The organism is Clostridium sp. Ade.TY (assembly GCF_000498355.1).
In the GTDB taxonomy this organism is placed as follows: Bacteria; Bacillota; Clostridia; order Clostridiales; family Clostridiaceae; genus Clostridium.
Map to the genome: position 1 here is coordinate 25,735 of NZ_AVSV01000038.1, position 17,641 is coordinate 43,375.

General features: G+C 25.3%; 17 protein-coding genes. 14 read left to right on the plus strand and 3 right to left on the minus strand.

The features are described 5' to 3' along the window. Positions 1-29: 29 nt before the first annotated feature. Positions 30-404, minus strand: coding sequence for a hypothetical protein (locus O212_RS0114335; protein WP_024615788.1), 375 nt, complete (start codon positions 402-404; stop codon positions 30-32). A gap of 141 nt (positions 405-545) precedes the next feature. Between O212_RS0114335 and O212_RS0114340 the strand changes: the two genes are divergently transcribed. The 6 genes from O212_RS0114340 (at position 546) to O212_RS0114365 (ending at position 7,631) form a co-directional block, all read left to right on the plus strand. After that, entirely contained in the window at positions 546-1,004 is a 459-nt protein-coding gene (locus O212_RS0114340) for a hypothetical protein (RefSeq protein WP_024615789.1), read from the plus strand. Between the two features lie 115 nt (positions 1,005-1,119). After that, positions 1,120-1,788, plus strand: coding sequence for a PHP domain-containing protein (locus tag O212_RS0114345; RefSeq protein ID WP_024615790.1), 669 nt, complete (start codon positions 1,120-1,122; stop codon positions 1,786-1,788). Between the two features lie 40 nt (positions 1,789-1,828). Further along, positions 1,829-2,611, plus strand: a complete 783-nt coding sequence (locus O212_RS0114350; protein ID WP_051373022.1) for an arginine deiminase family protein — start codon at positions 1,829-1,831, stop codon at positions 2,609-2,611. Positions 2,612-2,756: 145 nt separating this feature from the next. After that, positions 2,757-4,487: an SH3 domain-containing protein gene (locus O212_RS0114355; protein WP_024615791.1), complete on the plus strand. Its 1,731-nt coding sequence runs from the start codon at positions 2,757-2,759 to the stop codon at positions 4,485-4,487. Between the two features lie 124 nt (positions 4,488-4,611). Next, positions 4,612-5,814, plus strand: coding sequence for a hypothetical protein (locus O212_RS0114360; protein ID WP_024615792.1), 1,203 nt, complete (start codon positions 4,612-4,614; stop codon positions 5,812-5,814). Between the two features lie 188 nt (positions 5,815-6,002). Continuing rightward, on the plus strand, positions 6,003-7,631 hold the full coding sequence (locus tag O212_RS0114365; protein WP_051373023.1) for a cell shape-determining protein: 1,629 nt from the start codon (positions 6,003-6,005) through the stop codon (positions 7,629-7,631). Positions 7,632-7,695: 64 nt separating this feature from the next. Here the strand turns inward: O212_RS0114365 and gltS are convergent, their stop codons facing one another. Continuing rightward, complete coding sequence (gltS, locus tag O212_RS0114370; protein WP_024615794.1) at positions 7,696-8,892, minus strand: sodium/glutamate symporter; 1,197 nt, start codon at positions 8,890-8,892, stop codon at positions 7,696-7,698. Between the two features lie 331 nt (positions 8,893-9,223). Between gltS and O212_RS0114375 the strand changes: the two genes are divergently transcribed. The 4 genes from O212_RS0114375 to O212_RS0114390 are packed head-to-tail and all read left to right on the plus strand — an operon-like array spanning position 9,224 to position 11,738. After that, a complete protein-coding gene (locus tag O212_RS0114375; protein ID WP_024615795.1) occupies positions 9,224-9,595 on the plus strand; it encodes a GntR family transcriptional regulator in 372 nt (123 codons plus the stop codon). A gap of 11 nt (positions 9,596-9,606) precedes the next feature. Next, entirely contained in the window at positions 9,607-10,476 is an 870-nt protein-coding gene (locus O212_RS0114380; protein WP_035279617.1) for an ABC transporter ATP-binding protein, read from the plus strand. Between the two features lie 3 nt (positions 10,477-10,479). Beyond that, positions 10,480-11,079, plus strand: a complete 600-nt coding sequence (locus tag O212_RS0114385; RefSeq protein WP_024615797.1) for an ABC-2 transporter permease — start codon at positions 10,480-10,482, stop codon at positions 11,077-11,079. 2 nt (positions 11,080-11,081) lie between these two features. Next, a complete protein-coding gene (locus O212_RS0114390; RefSeq protein ID WP_024615798.1) occupies positions 11,082-11,738 on the plus strand; it encodes an ABC-2 transporter permease in 657 nt (218 codons plus the stop codon). A gap of 36 nt (positions 11,739-11,774) precedes the next feature. On the opposite strand, the gene O212_RS0114395 is transcribed toward O212_RS0114390, so the two are convergent. Then, entirely contained in the window at positions 11,775-13,331 is a 1,557-nt protein-coding gene (locus O212_RS0114395; RefSeq protein ID WP_024615799.1) for an ABC-F family ATP-binding cassette domain-containing protein, read from the minus strand. Positions 13,332-13,491: 160 nt separating this feature from the next. On the opposite strand from O212_RS0114395, the gene O212_RS0114400 reads away from it, so the two are divergent. The 4 genes from O212_RS0114400 to O212_RS0114420 all read left to right on the plus strand — a co-directional run bounded on the left by O212_RS0114400 (position 13,492) and on the right by O212_RS0114420 (position 17,638). Continuing rightward, positions 13,492-13,782, plus strand: a complete 291-nt coding sequence (locus tag O212_RS0114400) for a metal-sensitive transcriptional regulator (RefSeq protein ID WP_024615800.1) — start codon at positions 13,492-13,494, stop codon at positions 13,780-13,782. A 26-nt stretch (positions 13,783-13,808) separates the two neighbouring features. Next, positions 13,809-14,786: a calcium/sodium antiporter gene (locus tag O212_RS0114405; RefSeq protein ID WP_024615801.1), complete on the plus strand. Its 978-nt coding sequence runs from the start codon at positions 13,809-13,811 to the stop codon at positions 14,784-14,786. 418 nt (positions 14,787-15,204) lie between these two features. Further along, on the plus strand, positions 15,205-15,897 hold the full coding sequence (locus O212_RS0114415) for a FadR/GntR family transcriptional regulator (protein ID WP_024615802.1): 693 nt from the start codon (positions 15,205-15,207) through the stop codon (positions 15,895-15,897). Between the two features lie 220 nt (positions 15,898-16,117). After that, positions 16,118-17,638, plus strand: a complete 1,521-nt coding sequence (locus O212_RS0114420) for an L-lactate permease (RefSeq protein ID WP_024615803.1) — start codon at positions 16,118-16,120, stop codon at positions 17,636-17,638. Positions 17,639-17,641 lie beyond the last annotated feature (3 nt).

The following is a 17,641-nucleotide window of genomic DNA, read 5'->3' on the forward strand; positions in this document are numbered from 1 at the left end:
GAAATTTTAATTTCTGGGTGTTTATTATTTTAAATTAAGCTTATTATAATACATAAAATTCCGCTAAGCATTAATTCAACACTATGAAATTTAACATCAAAAATAGTAGTTCTTAGAGCATTATTTGCTCTATCTAATGATTCTTTTTCATGATGGGTCATTTCTAAATTGGCTTGAGACACATATTGAGAATTACTTTGGCCTAATGTATTAATTCCATTTCCTATATGAGTTCCGTCATAAATAGAAAAACCACCAATTATAGAGAAAATAATTCCTAATATAAGAAGTACATCAGAATATATATAATTAGCAATGACTGATATAAAGAAACTTAAAGAAATTAAAATTAGAAAGTAGATAATTAAACATTTACATCTTTGAAATACTTCATATTTTTGCATATTAAAATATTCTCCATAAAAAATATTGTTAATATATTATATTCAGTTAATAAGCAAACATTTCCTATAAGAATAAAGAATATCATAAGAATTTTAAGGTTAAAATAGCTTATGTATTATTAATTTTAGGAGGAAAGACATATGAAAAAACAATTTAAAAAATCTATAGCATTTGCAGTTTTATTTTTAAGTTTATTTAGTATTTCTGCGTCAGCTAACCCACTAAAAAAATTAATCCTTATGGGAGAAGTAAAGAAAGTAGAAGAATGTAAGGATACTAAAAGTGTTAAAGTTCTTGTTGATGGTTATTTAAAAGGATGTAACATATATAAAGGCGAAATAATACTTATAATAAATAAAGATACTAAAGTATATACAGAATGTAATAATGGTAAAAAATGTGAATCTATAAAGTGTGAAGTTGGAGATTATATATCTGCATCATTAGATGAAAAGATGACTAAATCAAATCCACCACAAGTAAATGCAAAAAGAATTCATATATCAAAAGTTAAAGATAGAGCAGAAAAAGAAACAAGTGTTGCAGATAATCTAAATGAAAAAGAAGAAAAGAAAGATGAAAAGAAAGTAGAAGAATAAAAAATTAACAAAAAAGCTATAAGGAATATGTTTCTTTATGGCTTTTTTCTATGTACAATTTTATATATAGATGAATAAATTAGTTGTATATGTAATTTAATCGAGGGGATTTATTTTGAAAGGAGATTTTCATATACATTCTAATTACTCAGATGGAGAATTATCTCCAAGAGAAATAGTTATATTAGCAAAAAGAGTTGGATTAGATGTTATATCAATAGCAGACCATAATACAGTAGGTGGAGTGGAAGAAGCAATTAAAGAAGGTAAAAAAATAAATATAAAAGTTATTCCGGCTATAGAATTATCTACTAGATATAAAGGGAAGAAAGTTCATATATTAGGATACTTTAATTCTAAAATATATAAAAATAAAGATTTTTTAAATGGACTTAGACTCTTAAGTCTTGGAAAGATAAAGGAGTTTAAAAATAACATTTTAAGAGAAGAAACTTGTTCTAAGGAAAAGAAAAAAATTTCTTTGGGTTGTGGTATAAAATTTTTGAAAAAATTTAATGGTAAAGTTATATTAGCTCATCCAGTATGTTTAGATAAAAAAATATTAAATGAAATTTTAAATTTTGACTTTGATGGAATAGAAGCAATACATTCTAGAAATAGTAGTTATGATACAGAATATTTTATAAAGTTAGCAAAAGAAAATAGATATATTTATACTGCAGGATCAGATTTTCATAAATTATTTGATAGTCATAGTAAACATGGGATGATAGGGAATACTTATTTAGAAATAAAAGATATTGACAAATTATTTTGTTTTTGAAAAAATAATTAGTAACAATAGACGGAAAAGGAAGGTAAAAATGAGAGAAATAGATTATATTTTAATGAGATATCCAAGTTTTATAGATATAGATAAAAATAATAGACATAAAAATAACTTTAGTAAGGAAAGAGCGTTAGATAATTATAATAATTTGATTAATATATTAACTGAAGAAAATATTAAATTTAAATTTTTAAATACAGAAAAATGTACTAGTGAGCTTTTTACTAGAGATTTAGGATTTTCTTTAGATAATATTATGTTTATATGTAATTTAAGAAATGCATCTAGAAAAAATGAAACTAAAAAATTAATAAGTTATGTAGAAAGAAAAAAAATAAACTATTATATTTTTGAAAATAATATTGAAGGAGGGGATGTAGTTATATGTGGCAATGTAGTTTTTGTTGGAATAAGTCAAAGAACTACAGAAGATGCAGTATATGAACTTAGAGATTATGTAGATGAAAAAAAATTAAAATACGAAATTGTTCCAATAAGATTTGATTGTGAAAATAATCTTCATTTAGATTGTGTATTTAATGCAATAGATAGAAAATCAGTAATAGTAAGTGATTATGTATACGATATGGATGAAGTGAAAAGCAGAGTAAAAAATGTATATAATATTTCAAATGAAAGCGCAGATAATTTAGGTCCTAACTTTGTAGTTTTAGATAAAAAAAGAATAATAGCTACGGATACAGAAGTTACAAGAGTGTTAAGAAAAATAGGATATAAAGTAATATTTTGTGAATATGATGAAATAGCCAAATTAGGTGGGAGCGTTTGTTGTAGTACATTGCCAATGATGTTTTAAATAAAAAAGTATAAGTGTATTTAATTAATAAGTTAACAAAATGTTTTAAAATGGAAAAAATCATAAAATTTTCTTTAAAAATATGTTAAAATAAAGTAGAATTGAATTATATGGTGTTATACTTTGGTTATATGGGAGTGATATAATGGATAAGAAAAAAATTGTAGCATTAATGCTTGCGACTTCAGCAACTACTGGAACTATTTTGCTTCATGATGGTGTTACAGCTCATGCAGATGAACATAAAGTTGGACATGTTGTAAATGTTGAAACTAATCTTAGAGTAAGATCTAAGCCAAATACAAGCTCAAATATATTAGGATATTTACGTAATGGAGAAAAAGTAAATATAATTAAAAAAGTTGGTGCATGGTATGAAATAGATTTTAGAGGAGAAAAAGCTTATGCACATGGAGATTATATAAAAGAAGGATCAAATGGATCAAGTTCTGAATCATCAGAGTCAGGAAAAGGAAAGGTAGTTAATGTATCATCAAGTCTTAGAATAAGAAGTGGTGCAGGAACTAATCATTCAATAGTTGGATATTTATATGAAGGAAACACATTTGATATATTAGGAAAAAGTGGTTCATGGTACAAAATAAAACATAACGGAACAACTGGATATGTTCATCAAGATTATGTAACAAAAGTATCAGGAAATAATGGAGGTTCTAGTAACAGTGGAAGTGATGAATCTTTAGGCGGAAAAGTAGGACAAGTAGTTAATGTATCATCAAGTCTTAGAATAAGAAGTGGTGCAGGAACTAACACTTCTGTTATTGGATATTTATCTAATGGAGATAAGTTTAATATTACAGGAAAAAGTGGTGCATGGTATAAAATAAATACAAGAGGAACTAGTGGATATATTCATAGTGATTATGTAAAAGTATTAGGACAAGGTGAAGATAATTCATCAAATAATAATAGCAATGATAATGGAGTATCTGGCAAAAGAGGAAAAGTTGTAAATGTTTCTTCTAATTTAAGAGTTAGAAATGCACCAAGTACAAGTAGTTCAGTCGTTGCTTATCTTTTAGAAGGACAAACTTTTGATATATTAGGAAAGAGTGGTTCATGGTATAAGATAAAGCATAATGGAACAACTGGATATGTTCATGAAGATTATGTAAAAATAGTTGGAAGTTCAAATGGAGATAATAATTCAAGTAATAGTGGTAGTAGTGAAGTCTCAGGTGAATATGGAAAAGTAGTAAATGTATCAACAAACTTAAGACTTAGAAGTGCGGCAAGTACAAGTAGTTCAGTTGTTGGTTACTTATACCCAGGAGAAACTTTGAAAATTACATCAAGAAGTGGAAATTGGTATAAAGTAAATGCAAATGGAAAAATTGGATATGCAAGTTCAGACTATATAAAAATAATTGATAAAGATGAGGCGAATAATGGAAGTTCTACATCAGCATCTTTTGAAACTGTATTTAATATATTAAAGCAACAAATAGGTTCTCCTTATATATGGGGAGGAAAAGGTGAAATAATAACACATGATAGTTTAAGAATGTTTAAAAATATGTATCCAGATGCGGCAGCAGCTGGAAAGTATGATATACCTTCTAAATATATAAATAATGGATACAGAGCATTTGACTGTTCAGGATTATTATATTGGGGATTCAGACAAATTGGTATAAATATTGGTGGATCAACATATTCACAAATAAATGCTGGTAGAGAAGTATCATTAAATGATGTTAGACCTGGTGATTTATTATTTTATGGAAGTCTTCAACACGTTGGTATGTATATAGGAAATGGTAAGTGGATTGAAGCACCTAAATCACATGATTATGTTAAAATAGCAAATGTTCCATGGAGTCATATAGGAAGAGCAAGAAGAGTTTTAAATTAAAATATTAAGCTTAGTTTTTAAAATAAAAAACTAAGCTTTTTTTATATATAAATATGGAAAAAAATTACATAAGAATATATAATAGTTTGTAAGGGAGTTGAATTTAAATTAAGGGGAGATATTTATGTGGAGTAAAATTGCAATAATAGGTTTTAATAACATTACAAAAGAAATTTTAAATGATGAAAATTTAAATATATCAAAGGTTTTAGTTGAAAATATAAATAATTTAAGTGATTATGATAGTAATTTATTAAGAAATACTTTAGTTGAAAATATTAATGAAATAATAAATGATGAGGAAATAAAATTAATAGTTAATTTAAACAATAATAATTTGAAATTAGATAACTTTATAAAGTGTATGGGAAAGGGAAAACATTTAATTTTTTTAGAAGATAGCATAAAGTTTAAAGATTATAAATTATTGAAAAAATCAGCAGAAAAATTAAATGTTACTATAAAATATAGTACGGATTCGTTAATTGATATATTAAATATTAATAAAGATAATATAACTAGTATTTGGGGGATTTTAGATAATGTATCAAACAATATAATAAATATAATGGAAAATAAAAAAATAGATTTAAAAGATGCAATAAATGTTTATAAAAGTAATTATAATAAAATTGATTTAATAAATTGTATTGAAGGAGAAAAATCAAAAAATAAATTAAGAGTTATTGCATCGAATATAGTAAATTTTGATATACCAGATGAAAAAATATATGTTGAAGGTATAGAAAATATAAATAAAGTGGATATAGAATATGCAAATAAATTTAATATGGCAATAAAACTTTTAAGTATATTAAAAATTAAAGATGATCAATTAGAAGCTAGAGTTCACCCTGTAATGATGCCTATAAAGAATAAATTAGTTAACATATTAAAAGATGAAATAGGAATAATAATTAAAAGTGGAGATTATGGAAATTTTATGATTTCTAATGATATTGGAAATTATAAGGTGAAAGCAAATTTAATTAAAGACAGTATTAAAAACTTTAACATAGGGTGTATAGATAAACAATATAAAAAAATTAAATTTAAGGATATAGAGGGGGCATATACTAAATATTATATAAGGATAAATATTAATAATAAACCAGGAATTATAGGAGATATAACATCTATTTTAGGAGATTATGATGTAAATATAGAATATATAGAAAATACTTTAATAGATAATAGTAATATGAGTATTGTAATAGTTACCAGTAAATGTAAAGAAATTCAAATAATTGATGCAATAGATTGTATATATGAACTAAAACCTACTATAAAAATAAAAAATATAATAAGGATAGAAAATTTTAAATAGGAGTTATGTTATCGTTTAGATAACATAACTCCTATTTTTAATAATTTTTAAAAATAATATGAATAAAATAAAATTATATATGGTATTTGATATTACATTATGATATAATACTAACAATATAATAAAAGGGGGAAGATACCATGAATGGTAGAGGAGATTTTGAAGATATATTTTCAAATATATCTAAAATGAAAAATGCAAAAAATAATTTCACGGAAAATATTAAAAATAAAAATGCTAAATTCACTCAATTTCTAAAATGGCTTTTAGTTGCCTATTTGGTATTAGGAGCAATATTATTATTTCAAAGTAAATTAATTCTGGATTTATCATTAAGCTTTTTTGTTTTAATATTACCATTTATAGCTTGTAGCATAATATATGGAGTTACTCATTTTAATAAAAAATATATTATGTCAGGAGTTATTGTACTTTTAATATATATAGGACTTATGATATTTTATAGTCCTCTTATAAGTTATAAAGCTCATAGAGATTTATTAGGTAAAGTAGATTCTGTTGAGTTTTCAAGTCAAATAGAACATATAGATTTAAAACAACTTCCTACGATAGATAAAGAACTTGCAGATAAGCTTGCAGATAAAAAACTTGGTGAAATACCAAGTCTTGGTAGTCAAGTTTATGTAGGTGATTTAACTCTTCAAAGTATTAATGGAGATCTTTATTATGTAGCTCCTCTTGAGCATTCATCACTTTTTAAATGGATATCAAATATGGAAGGAACAGCAGGATATGTAAAAGTAAGTGCTACTAATCAAAATGATGTACAACTTGTAACAGAACTTGATGGGAAACCACTTAAAATAAAATATTTAGAATCAGCATATCTTTTCTCAGATTTAGATAGAGCAGCTTTTTTAAGAGATATGAAAAAGGCACATACAGACTATACTTTTGAATTAGATGATAATGGAAGGCCATATTGGGTAATAACTAGATATGATAATGCAATTGGAATAACAGAATCTAAAGCAACAGGTGCGTTAATAATAGATGCACAAACTGGAGAATCAAAAGTTTATGATATAGATAATATGCCTAAATGGGTTGATAGAATACAGCCTGATAGATTTATTAAAAATTATATTGATAAATGGGGTACTTTAGTTCATGGAGTATTTAACTTTAGTGATAAAGATAAATTAGTATCAACAGATGGAATGAATCTTATTTACAATAAAAATGAATGCTATTATTATACTGGAATAACTTCTGTTGGAAATGATGAAGGATTAGTTGGATTTACTTTAACTAATACAAGAACAGGAAAAACAACTATGTACAAAACATCTGGTGCAACTGAAACTGCTGCAATGAAATCAGCAGAAGGAAAAGTTCAACAATATAAATATACAGCAACATTCCCTTATTTAATAAATATTCAAAATGAACCAACTTATTTTATGACATTAAAAGATGCAAATGGATTAGTTAAAAATTATGCTATGGTTAATGTTAAAAATTACAATACTGTAGCTGTTGGGGATTCTCTTCAAGCAACATTAAATAAATATTTGGAGGTTTTAACTAATACAAATATTTCTTTAGAAGGAAGCAATAGTGCCAAAGTTATTGAGGGAGAAATAGAGAGAATAGGTCTTGTTATAAAAGAAGGAGCTAGTATATATGATATTAAGCTTAAAGGATCAGATAATATATATTCAGTATCAACAGAAACAGCAAGAGAAGTAGCTTTAAGTAGTGTTGGAGATAAGGTTAAAATAGAGTATATGAATGTAGGAGATAGTAGATATATAATAGTAAATTCATTTACTAACGGAAAAATAAATAAATAATATTAATTTTGAAAAAGTCTATGTGAATAGTTCACATAGACTTTTTTTATAAATTAAATATTAACTAATTTATTATATTTATAAATAATGTAATAATAGCAGAATTAACAAAGTCTATAAATAGACATCCTACTATAGGAACAGTAATATATGGAGTTTTTGCAAAGCCAAATTTATTTGTTAATGCATCCATATTTGCGACAGCATTTGGAGTCGCACCCATTCCAAATCCGCAATTTGCTGATGCAAATACAGCTGCATCATAATCTTTTCCCATTATATTAAATGTTATAAAATAAGCGAATAATCCCATTAGTATAGTTTGTCCAATAAGCATTACAATCATAGGTATAGCTAAGTCAAAAAGCTCCCATAATTTTAAGCTCATAAGAGCCATTGATAAAAAGAATGAAAGACTAATTCCACCTATTACTTCAATTTCTTTTTCTTCAATATTTATATTTTTAAAATCATAAATATTTCTAATTATTGCAGCCGCAAGCATAGCACCAATATATGATGGGAATGTAAGTCCTATATTTTGAATTAAGATAGAAATTATGGAACCTAGTCCCATTGCAATAAAAATTAAAGAAACACCTTTCATAATTTTAATATTGCAAAGAATAGCTTTGTTATCTTCATGAAAATCACTAACTGGTATAAATTTATTATTAGATAGCTTAGGAGTTTTTAAACTTTTACGTTCTATTAAGTTTTTTGCAACTATTCCTCCTATTAAACTTCCCATAACTAATCCAAAAGTAGCAGCAGCAAAAGATATTGTAGTTGCTCCTGAAATACCCATTTGTTCTAAAAGTGGACCAAATGATCCAGCAGTTCCATGCCCACCAACCATTGGAATTGAAGCTGTACAAAGTCCTATTAATGGATTTAAATGAAAGAATTTTGCTAAAGATATACCTAATATATCTTGGCAAAATATTAAAATGGTAGCAACTAATAAAAATATAATAACACTAATACCACCTTTTTTTAATATTTTAAGGCTTGCTGTAAAACCTACACTAGTAAAAAACGCTGTCATAAAAACACCTTGAAGTGTAGTGTCTAAAGAGATAGTTGCTATATTTGCAATTTTAAAAATAAGAACCACGATGGAAAAAATAAGTCCACCTATAACTGGTGCAGGAATACAATACTTTGATAACACTGATATTTTATTTTTTAAATATTGCCCCATATAAAATACAAGTGTAGCTAATGCCATAGTTTGAAATATATCGAATTTAACTTCCATATAATTTCCTCCTTTGTGTAAAAATTAAATTGCTTATTGCTAATAAATTTTAAATGTTAATATTTAAAACCTAAATGTAGTTTATAATAAAATCGGTATAAATGCAAGTTATATATAATCTAAATTCATTTTTGAAAAGGTTGCTATTTGATTTACCTGTTAACATAGCAATATATTTCAAGATGAATGCAAGAAGTGTGTAGAATTTATTCATTTAATATAATGCTGTAATATAAGACTGAAAGTTTGTAAAAATAATTGACAAAATTATTCAGTGTGTATATACTGTACATAAAGAGTATATACAGTATATACAAAGAGGGGTGAAATTTTGAACATAATAATTTCGAATACTTTAGGAATACCAATATATGAACAAATAGCAAAAGAGATTAAAAATGAAATAATATCAGGAAATTTAAAAGAAAATGAATTACTTCCATCAATAAGAAGTTTAGCAGCAGAACTCAGAGTTAGTGTTATTACCACAAAAAGAGCTTATGAGGAACTTGAAAGAGATGGATATATCTACACGATTAAAGGAAAAGGGTCTTATGTTGCAGAGCAAAATAGAGAACTTTTAAAAGAGGAAAAGCTTAAAGAAATTGAAGGTAAATTTATTGAAGCAATTAATATTTCAAATAGCATAGGGTTAGAATTTGATGAATTAATAGAAATGCTTAAAACATTAAAAGAAATTTAAGGAGAGTTGTTATGGAAAATTATGATAATATATTAGAATTAAAAAATGTCATTAAAAATTACAAATATTTTTCGTTAAAAGATATAACCTTTAATCTACCAAAAGGAATGGTAATGGGATTAATTGGACCAAATGGAGCAGGTAAAACAACATTAATTAAATCTATAATGGGACTTTTAAAGGTGAATTCTGGAGATATAAAAGTATTTAATAAAAATATTAAAGATAATGAGATTTTTATAAAGGATAAGATAGGTTTTGTTTATGATGATTGTTATGCTTTTGAAGAATTTTCTTTAGAAGAAAATAAAAAAATAATATCATCATTTTATTCAAAATGGAATGAGGAAAAATATAAAAATTATATAAAAATATTTAATTTAAATAGTAAAAAGAAGCTGAAAGAATTATCAAAGGGGCAAAAGATGAGATTTTCTTTAGCTATTGCACTTTCACATAGTGCAGAACTTTTAATATTAGATGAACCAACATCAGGACTTGATCCTGTATTTAGAAGTGAACTTTTAGATATTTTATTTAATCTTATTGGAGAAGAAGAAATTTCAATATTATATTCTACTCATATAACTAATGATTTAGAAAAATTAGCTGATTATATAACATTTATAAATGATGGAAAATTACAATTTTCTATAGAAAAAGATACTCTTTTGGATAATCATTTCTTAGTTAAAGGGCCTTTAGATATATTAGATAAAAGTATAGAAAGTAAGTTTATAGGAGTTAAGAGAAATAAATATAATTTTGAAGCTTTAACAGATACTAAGATATGGGTAAAAGAATTAGGGGATAAAGTTATTTTAGAAAAGGCTAATTTAGACGATATAATAGTTTATTATTCTAAACATAAAGAGGTGTAATTTATGAGTGAATTATTAAGGATAGAGTTTTTAATTCAAAAGAACTATATAAAAAGCTTAGTTATAAGTATTATTGTAATTTTATGCAGTTTTACTTTAAGTAATTCTATAAATAATATTCAGTTTATGGCTATATTTTTTACTTTTTATTTCATAATAGTTTCAATTGAAATAGAAAAAAGAAATAAATTCAATATTTATTTGAATTCTTTACCAATTAAAAAAGAGGAATATATTTTATCAAAATATTTAAGTTCTATTATTTATATTATATTAACTAATATACTTTTTCTTATAATATCATTATTTTTAAATTTTATTTTTAATAGAACTATGTTTACATGTTTTTCAAATATAATTACAACCCTTTCAATACAATTTTTGTATGCTTCAATTATACTTCCAGTTTTTATAAATATAAATTATAAATATACAAAATTTTTTAATGTGGCATTTTCGGTGATTACAGTAATATTCTTAATGGAAATGCAAGTTAAAACAATCTTATTTATAAATAATTTTAAATTTTTAATTTTTAGTATAATAGTATTTTTAATATCTTCAATAATTTCAATATTTATTTTTAAAAGAAGGGATGTTTAATAATGAATAATTTAGTTTTAAAAGATATAAAAATACAGACTAAAATATATATAGTTTATATTTTATTTTTAATATTTTTAATAGCTTTAATTATAAAAAATAGAGAAAATGATTTATATGTTAATTTGCATGCTATTATGACTATAGTTTTTTCTTTTTCTTTTTCTTTATTAAGTATAAGTTTTATAATAGCGAAAACTTCTGGGAACAATATAAACAAGCTTTTAAAATCATTACCAATAAAAGCGGAAGAAATTGTACTTGGTAAAATTAAAACAACTATATATATTTTTTTTATATACTATATACCTGTTTTGTTAATCCAAGTAATAGTAAATAATATATTAAATATAAGTTTTTTAAGTAACATGTATATCATGATATTTTCATTCATAATATTTTATATAGTTGCATTGACTAATTTATTTTCAGCTTTACTATTTCCAAATAGTAATATAAATTTTTATATTAGGTTATTTTCAGTTTTAATATCCATATTTTTAATGGGGAATATTGTATCAAGTGACATAGAAGGAAATATACTATTTATTGTAAATAATTTAAATATTATTGCTTTAAGTTTAATAATAATTTTAATTATATTATCTATTATTTCATATAAAGTTGTATCCAAAAAGTTTAATAATTTAAATTTATAAAAAAGAGTTAGCTAAATTTTAGCTAACTCTTAATCTCTATATTATTTTAGTAGTCCAATCTTCACAGTTCCAAACTTCTGTAACTATATCTCTATAAAACTCAGGTTCGTGAGATACTAAAAGAATTGTTCCTTTATATTCTTTTAATGCTCTTTTAAGTTCATCTTTTGCATCAACATCTAAGTGGTTTGTAGGTTCGTCAAATATTAAAATATTTGTATCAGTATTTAATATTTTACAAAGTCTAACTTTTGCAGCTTCACCACCAGATAAAACTCTAATTTTAGATTCAAGTTGTTTTGTTGTAAGACCACATTTTGCAAGAGCCGATCTTATTTCATATTGAGTTTTACTTGGGAATTCTTCCCAAACCTCCTCAATACAAGTATTATTATTATCTTCTCTATCTTCTTGTTCAAAGTATCCTATTTGTTGATAATCTCCCAAATGAACTTTACCACTTAAAGGCTTAACTTTACCAAGTAAACTTTTTAAAAGAGTAGATTTACCAAGACCATTTGCCCCAACTAAAGCTATCTTTTGGCCTCTTTCCATATGTAAGTTAAGTGGTTTTGTAAGAGGTTTGTCATAACCAATAACTAAATCCTCAGTTTCAAATATAATTTTCCCAGAAGTTTTTCCATATTTAAAATTAAATTCAGGTTTTGGTTTTTCTTTAGTAAGTTCTATTCTTTCCATTTTATCTAATTTCTTTTGTCTAGATTTAGCCATTCCAGTTGTTGCAACATTAGCTTTATTTCTAGCAACAAAATCTTCAAGTCTTGCAATTTCTTTTTGTTGTTTTTCATAAGCTATTTCAAGACGTTTTTTATTTTCATCATATATTCTCTTAAATTCGTAGTAATCTCCAACATATCTTGTAAGTTTTCTTTCTTCAACATGATATATTAAGTTTACAACATCATTTAAGAAAGGAATATCATGAGATATAAGTATAAATGCATTTTCATAATTTTGTAAGTATCTTTTAAGCCATAATATATGTTCTTCATCTAAATAGTTAGTAGGCTCATCTAAAAGTAATATATCAGGATTTTGAAGAAGTAATTTACCTAAAAGTATTTTAGTTCTTTGTCCACCTGATAAATCATCAACATCTTTATCAAGACCTAAATCTAAAAGACCAAGACCTTTAGCAACTTCATCAACTTTAGCATCTATCATATAAAAACCATTGTTATCAAGCATATCTTGAATTGTTGCAGTTCTTTCAAGCATTTTATTAAGTTCATCTTCTGAAACTTCACCCATTTTTTCATATAAAGAATTCATTTCAGTTTCTAAATCAAATAAATATCTAAATGCATCTCTTAGTGCATCTCTTATAGATGTACCTTTTTTTAATGCTGCATGTTGGTCCATATAACCAACTCTAACATTATTAGACCAAATAACTTGACCTTCATCTGGCATTAATTTACCAGTAATTATATTCATAAAAGTAGACTTACCTTCACCATTTGCGCCAATAAGTCCAACATGTTCACCTTTTAATAATCTAAAAGAAACATCTTCAAATATAGCTCTGTCTCCAAAGCCATGATTCATATTTTTAACAATAACTATACTCATTTTTTCCTCCTAAAAATATACTGCTACAAATAAGTTTAATAGTAGCATAATATTTTGTAAAGGAAAAGTGTACAATATTAATGACTTTCAAAAAATAGAAAAATAATGTATTATATTATAATAGGAATAAATACCATAGGGAGGTATAAGGAGGACACGTATGGATAATGATATGTTAACATTTGATGAGCATAATGAGAAGCTTAGAAAAGATATAATGAATAGGTTAAGAAGAATCGAAGGGCAAGTTAAGGGGATACAAGGTATGATGGAAAAGAATGCTTGTTGTGGAGATGTTCTTGTTCAAATAGCAGCTATAAGATCTGCAATAAATAATGTAGGTGGACTTATTATAGAAAATTATGCAATAAATTGTTTAGGGTTAGATGATGAAGAAGAACAGAAGAAAATAAAAGTTCTAGTAAAAAAAATAAATAGTTTTGTTAAATAAGGTTTTTATAGAAAGGGAATTTTGATATGACAAATTTTATATATGTGGTGTTATTAATAATAGGCTTTATACTTTTAATTAAAGGAGCAGATGTATTTGTTGATGGAGCATCTAGCATAGCCAAAAAGATTGGGATACCATCTGTTATAGTTGGTCTTACAATAGTATCACTTGGAACAAGTGCACCTGAACTTGCTGTTAGTTCTATATCAGCATTTCAAGGAAATAATGGTATAGCAATTGGTAATATACTAGGATCTAATATATTTAATACATTAGTAGTTTTGGGTGGGACTGCTATTGCTAGTACGCTGGTAATAAAGAAAAATATTATAAAAAGAGATTTTTTTATAAATATTATAGTAATATTAGTACTATATTTTGTTTGTTTTGGAATATCATTTAATGGAAAAGATGGAGTTATAACAAGGTTAGATGGGATAATTTTATTGATATGTGCAGTAATATATACAATTGTTTTAATATTTAGTGCAAGAAAAGGAAAAATATCTTCTGATGATTTGGAAGTTTCAAAAAGTATTAAAACTTTACCTAATGTTATAAAAGTTGTTGTCGGTATATTGGCTATAGTTATAGGAGGAAAAGTAGTTGTTGACTCAGCAACTCAAATTGCATATTCAATAGGTATGAGTGAAAAGCTAGTTGGACTTACTATTGTTGCTGTTGGAACATCTCTTCCTGAACTTGTAACATCAATAGTTGCAGCTCTTAAAGGAGAAACGGAAATAGCAATAGGAAATGTGTTAGGATCTAATATATTTAATATACTATTAATATTAGGATTATCTTCCACTATAAATCCAATAGTTGCATTAGGAAATTTATCTATAGACTTATTATTTTTAATAATAGTAACTTTAGTGATTGGAGTTATTATATTTATAAATAATAAAGAAAGTATAAAAAGGCTAAATAGAATAGAAGGAACATTTTTAGTTCTTTTATATGTAGGATATTTATCATATATAATTATTAGAAATTAAATTTTAGCTTGCAGAGTTTGCAAGCTTTTTTTTATTTATAATAGATATAAGTAAATAAGTAGAATAAATTATATATTATCTTTCTAATAGGGAAAATAATATAAAAATTCATATATAAATATATTTTCCAGAATATAAAAATAAACAAAAATATTATTTCATTAGAAGAAATGAAAAGAGTATATAAGTATTTAAGTAAAAGATCAAATAATATTTATTTAGGAAATATAATTTCTAAAGGAAGATGATATATAACAAAATAAAAAATAGTATTGTAATTGATTTAATATTATTAAATCCTTTTTATTTTAAAGTAAAAATAAATTATATTAATAAGGAAAGTAATGCTAATTATAATATATTATTTTATAATATATATGGGGATTAAAGTATATAAAATACAAGGAGATGAGTAGGTGTGGATGTTTCATCAAAGAGTACAAAAGTTTATGAAGAAGTAGTAGAACGTATAAAAAATATGGTTGAAAATGGTGAACTTAAAATGGGTGAAAAATTACCAACTGAAAGAGCTATGGCAGAAGAATTAAATGTAAGTAGAGCATCTATAAGAGAAGCCATAAGATCTCTTGAAGTAATAGGTTTAGTAGAATGTAAGCAAGGGGCAGGAAATTATATAAGAAAAGATTTTAGTAAAATACTTTTAGAACCATTATCAATGATGTTTATGTTAAAACAAGGATCAGCTATGGATATATATGAGCTTAGAGAAGTTTTAGAACTTTCAACTATAATGTTATCAGCTAAAAGAATAAGCAAAGAAGATCTTGAAAAATTAAAGAATTTAATAAAAATGTTTAAAGAAAGTGATATAGAATCAAATAATGTAATTATAGATAAAGAATTTCACTACACTATAGTAAGAGCTGCAAATAATCAGCTTATAACTAATCTTTTGAATGTAGTATCACAATTAATGGATAAGTTTATAACTGATTTAAGAAAAAACATACTAGAAAGTAATGAAAATAAAGAAAAGTTATTGGAATTACATGAAAAAATTTATTTTGCACTTGAAGAAAAAGATGACTATAAAGCATATACAGCACTTAAGGATCACTTTAAATTAATAAAAGAATATATAAAGTGTTAAAAAAATAACAATATAATTAGGAAACTAATGGAAATTTAAAGTTCATAATTTATTCTTAAAGGGAGTTACATTTAGTAGCTCCCTTAATCATTATTAATACGTTTACAAATAATAAGTGTTAAAAAAATAACAATACTGGAAATACCTAGAATAAAGGAGTACAATAAAATTAAAAATTGGTCATACCACCTAGTTAGTATATATAATGAAGGAGGAAATGATGGATATTTATTTAAAATTTTTAATTGCATTATTACCAATAATTCTGCTTATGGTAGCACTTGGAGTATTTAAAGTTTCAGGATATAAAATTTGTCCTATAACTTTAATTGTTACTATGATACTTGCAATTACTATATGGAAAATGCCAGTTGATATTACAATATCAGCAGCATTAGAAGGTGTAGCACTTGCTATTTGGCCTATAATGATAGTAATTATAGCTGCAGTATTTACTTATAATTTGTCGTTATATACTGGTAGCATGGAAATCATCAAAAAAATGATGATGGAAATAACTACTGACAAAAGAATTCTGGTATTAATTCTTGCATGGGGATTTGGAGGTTTTTTAGAGGCTATTGCAGGTTTTGGAACTGCTGTTGCTATACCTGCTAGTATAATGGCAGGGCTTGGGTTTAATCCACTTTTTGCAGCAATAATTTGTTTAATAGCAAATACAACACCTACAGCTTTTGGAGCTATAGGACTTCCAGTAACAACTCTTGCTCAAGTAGCTAATTTAAATGTAAATCAATTATCCTATGCTGTAAGTATTCAATTATTTCTATTTATTATTGTAGTTCCAATTATATTAGTTATGATAACTGGAAAGTCAGTTAAAGCAATTAAAGGAGTTTTGGGAATTTCATTAGTTTCAGGAATATCTTTTGCTTTACCACAAGTTTTAATTGCTAAGTATATTGGAGCGGAATTACCAGCTATATTAGGCTCAATTCTTTCTATGAGTTTAACAGTTTTATTTGCCAAAGTATTTTATAAGGAATCAGCAAATAAAAATAATAGTTTAACTATGAAAAAGAAAATTTGGGCTTGGACTCCATTTATTTTAGTGTTTTTATTTATATTTTTCACTTCATCACTTTTTCCATTTATTAATGAAAAATTAGCTTTAGTGAAAACATCAATAAAAATTTACCTAGGAAGCGGTGCAAAACCTTATACATTTTTATGGCTTGCAACTCCAGGGACATTAATAATAATAGCTACATATATAGGAGGATTTATTCAAGGTGCAAAATTTAAAGAAATATCATTAGTTCTTCTTAAAACATGCAAACAAATGGGTAAAACGGCCATAACAATAATGTCCATAGTAGCTTTAGCAAAAGTTATGGGATACAGTGGAATGATTAAATCAATGTCAATAGTTTTAGTAGCAGTAACAGGAGGATTTTATCCAATAATTGCACCATTAATAGGCGCACTTGGAACATTTGTAACAGGTAGCGATACTTCTGCAAACGTTTTATTTGGAGGTCTTCAAGTTGAAGTTGCAAAGACTTTGGATTTAAATCCATATTGGCTTGCAGCAGCAAATACTTGTGGAGCTACTGCTGGAAAAATGATATCTCCTCAAAGTATAGCAGTTGCAACAGCGGCTACAGGTCTTGTTGGAGAAGAAGGAAAAATATTAAATTCAACACTTAAGTTTTGTTTAGTATTTGTAATATTATTTGGATTTATAACTTATTTACTTGGTCCTGTATTTGGATTTTAATTT

Bases quoted from the DNA above. Each gene is read 5' to 3' on its own strand.
- O212_RS0114365 (WP_051373023.1), top strand. From the start codon at position 6,003: ATGAAAAATGCAAAAAATAATTTCACGGAAAATATTAAAAATAAAAAT.
- O212_RS0114405 (WP_024615801.1), top strand. From the start codon at position 13,809: ATGACAAATTTTATATATGTGGTGTTATTAATAATAGGCTTTATACTT.
- O212_RS0114335 (WP_024615788.1), bottom strand. From the start codon at position 404: ATGCAAAAATATGAAGTATTTCAAAGATGTAAATGTTTAATTATCTAC.
- O212_RS0114385 (WP_024615797.1), top strand. From the start codon at position 10,480: ATGAGTGAATTATTAAGGATAGAGTTTTTAATTCAAAAGAACTATATA.
- gltS (WP_024615794.1), bottom strand. From the start codon at position 8,892: ATGGAAGTTAAATTCGATATATTTCAAACTATGGCATTAGCTACACTT.
- O212_RS0114350 (WP_051373022.1), top strand. From the start codon at position 1,829: ATGAGAGAAATAGATTATATTTTAATGAGATATCCAAGTTTTATAGAT.
- O212_RS0114400 (WP_024615800.1), top strand. From the start codon at position 13,492: ATGGATAATGATATGTTAACATTTGATGAGCATAATGAGAAGCTTAGA.
- O212_RS0114340 (WP_024615789.1), top strand. From the start codon at position 546: ATGAAAAAACAATTTAAAAAATCTATAGCATTTGCAGTTTTATTTTTA.
- O212_RS0114380 (WP_035279617.1), top strand. From the start codon at position 9,607: ATGGAAAATTATGATAATATATTAGAATTAAAAAATGTCATTAAAAAT.
- O212_RS0114360 (WP_024615792.1), top strand. From the start codon at position 4,612: ATGTGGAGTAAAATTGCAATAATAGGTTTTAATAACATTACAAAAGAA.
- O212_RS0114395 (WP_024615799.1), bottom strand. From the start codon at position 13,331: ATGAGTATAGTTATTGTTAAAAATATGAATCATGGCTTTGGAGACAGA.
- O212_RS0114420 (WP_024615803.1), top strand. From the start codon at position 16,118: ATGGATATTTATTTAAAATTTTTAATTGCATTATTACCAATAATTCTG.
- O212_RS0114355 (WP_024615791.1), top strand. From the start codon at position 2,757: ATGGATAAGAAAAAAATTGTAGCATTAATGCTTGCGACTTCAGCAACT.
- O212_RS0114390 (WP_024615798.1), top strand. From the start codon at position 11,082: ATGAATAATTTAGTTTTAAAAGATATAAAAATACAGACTAAAATATAT.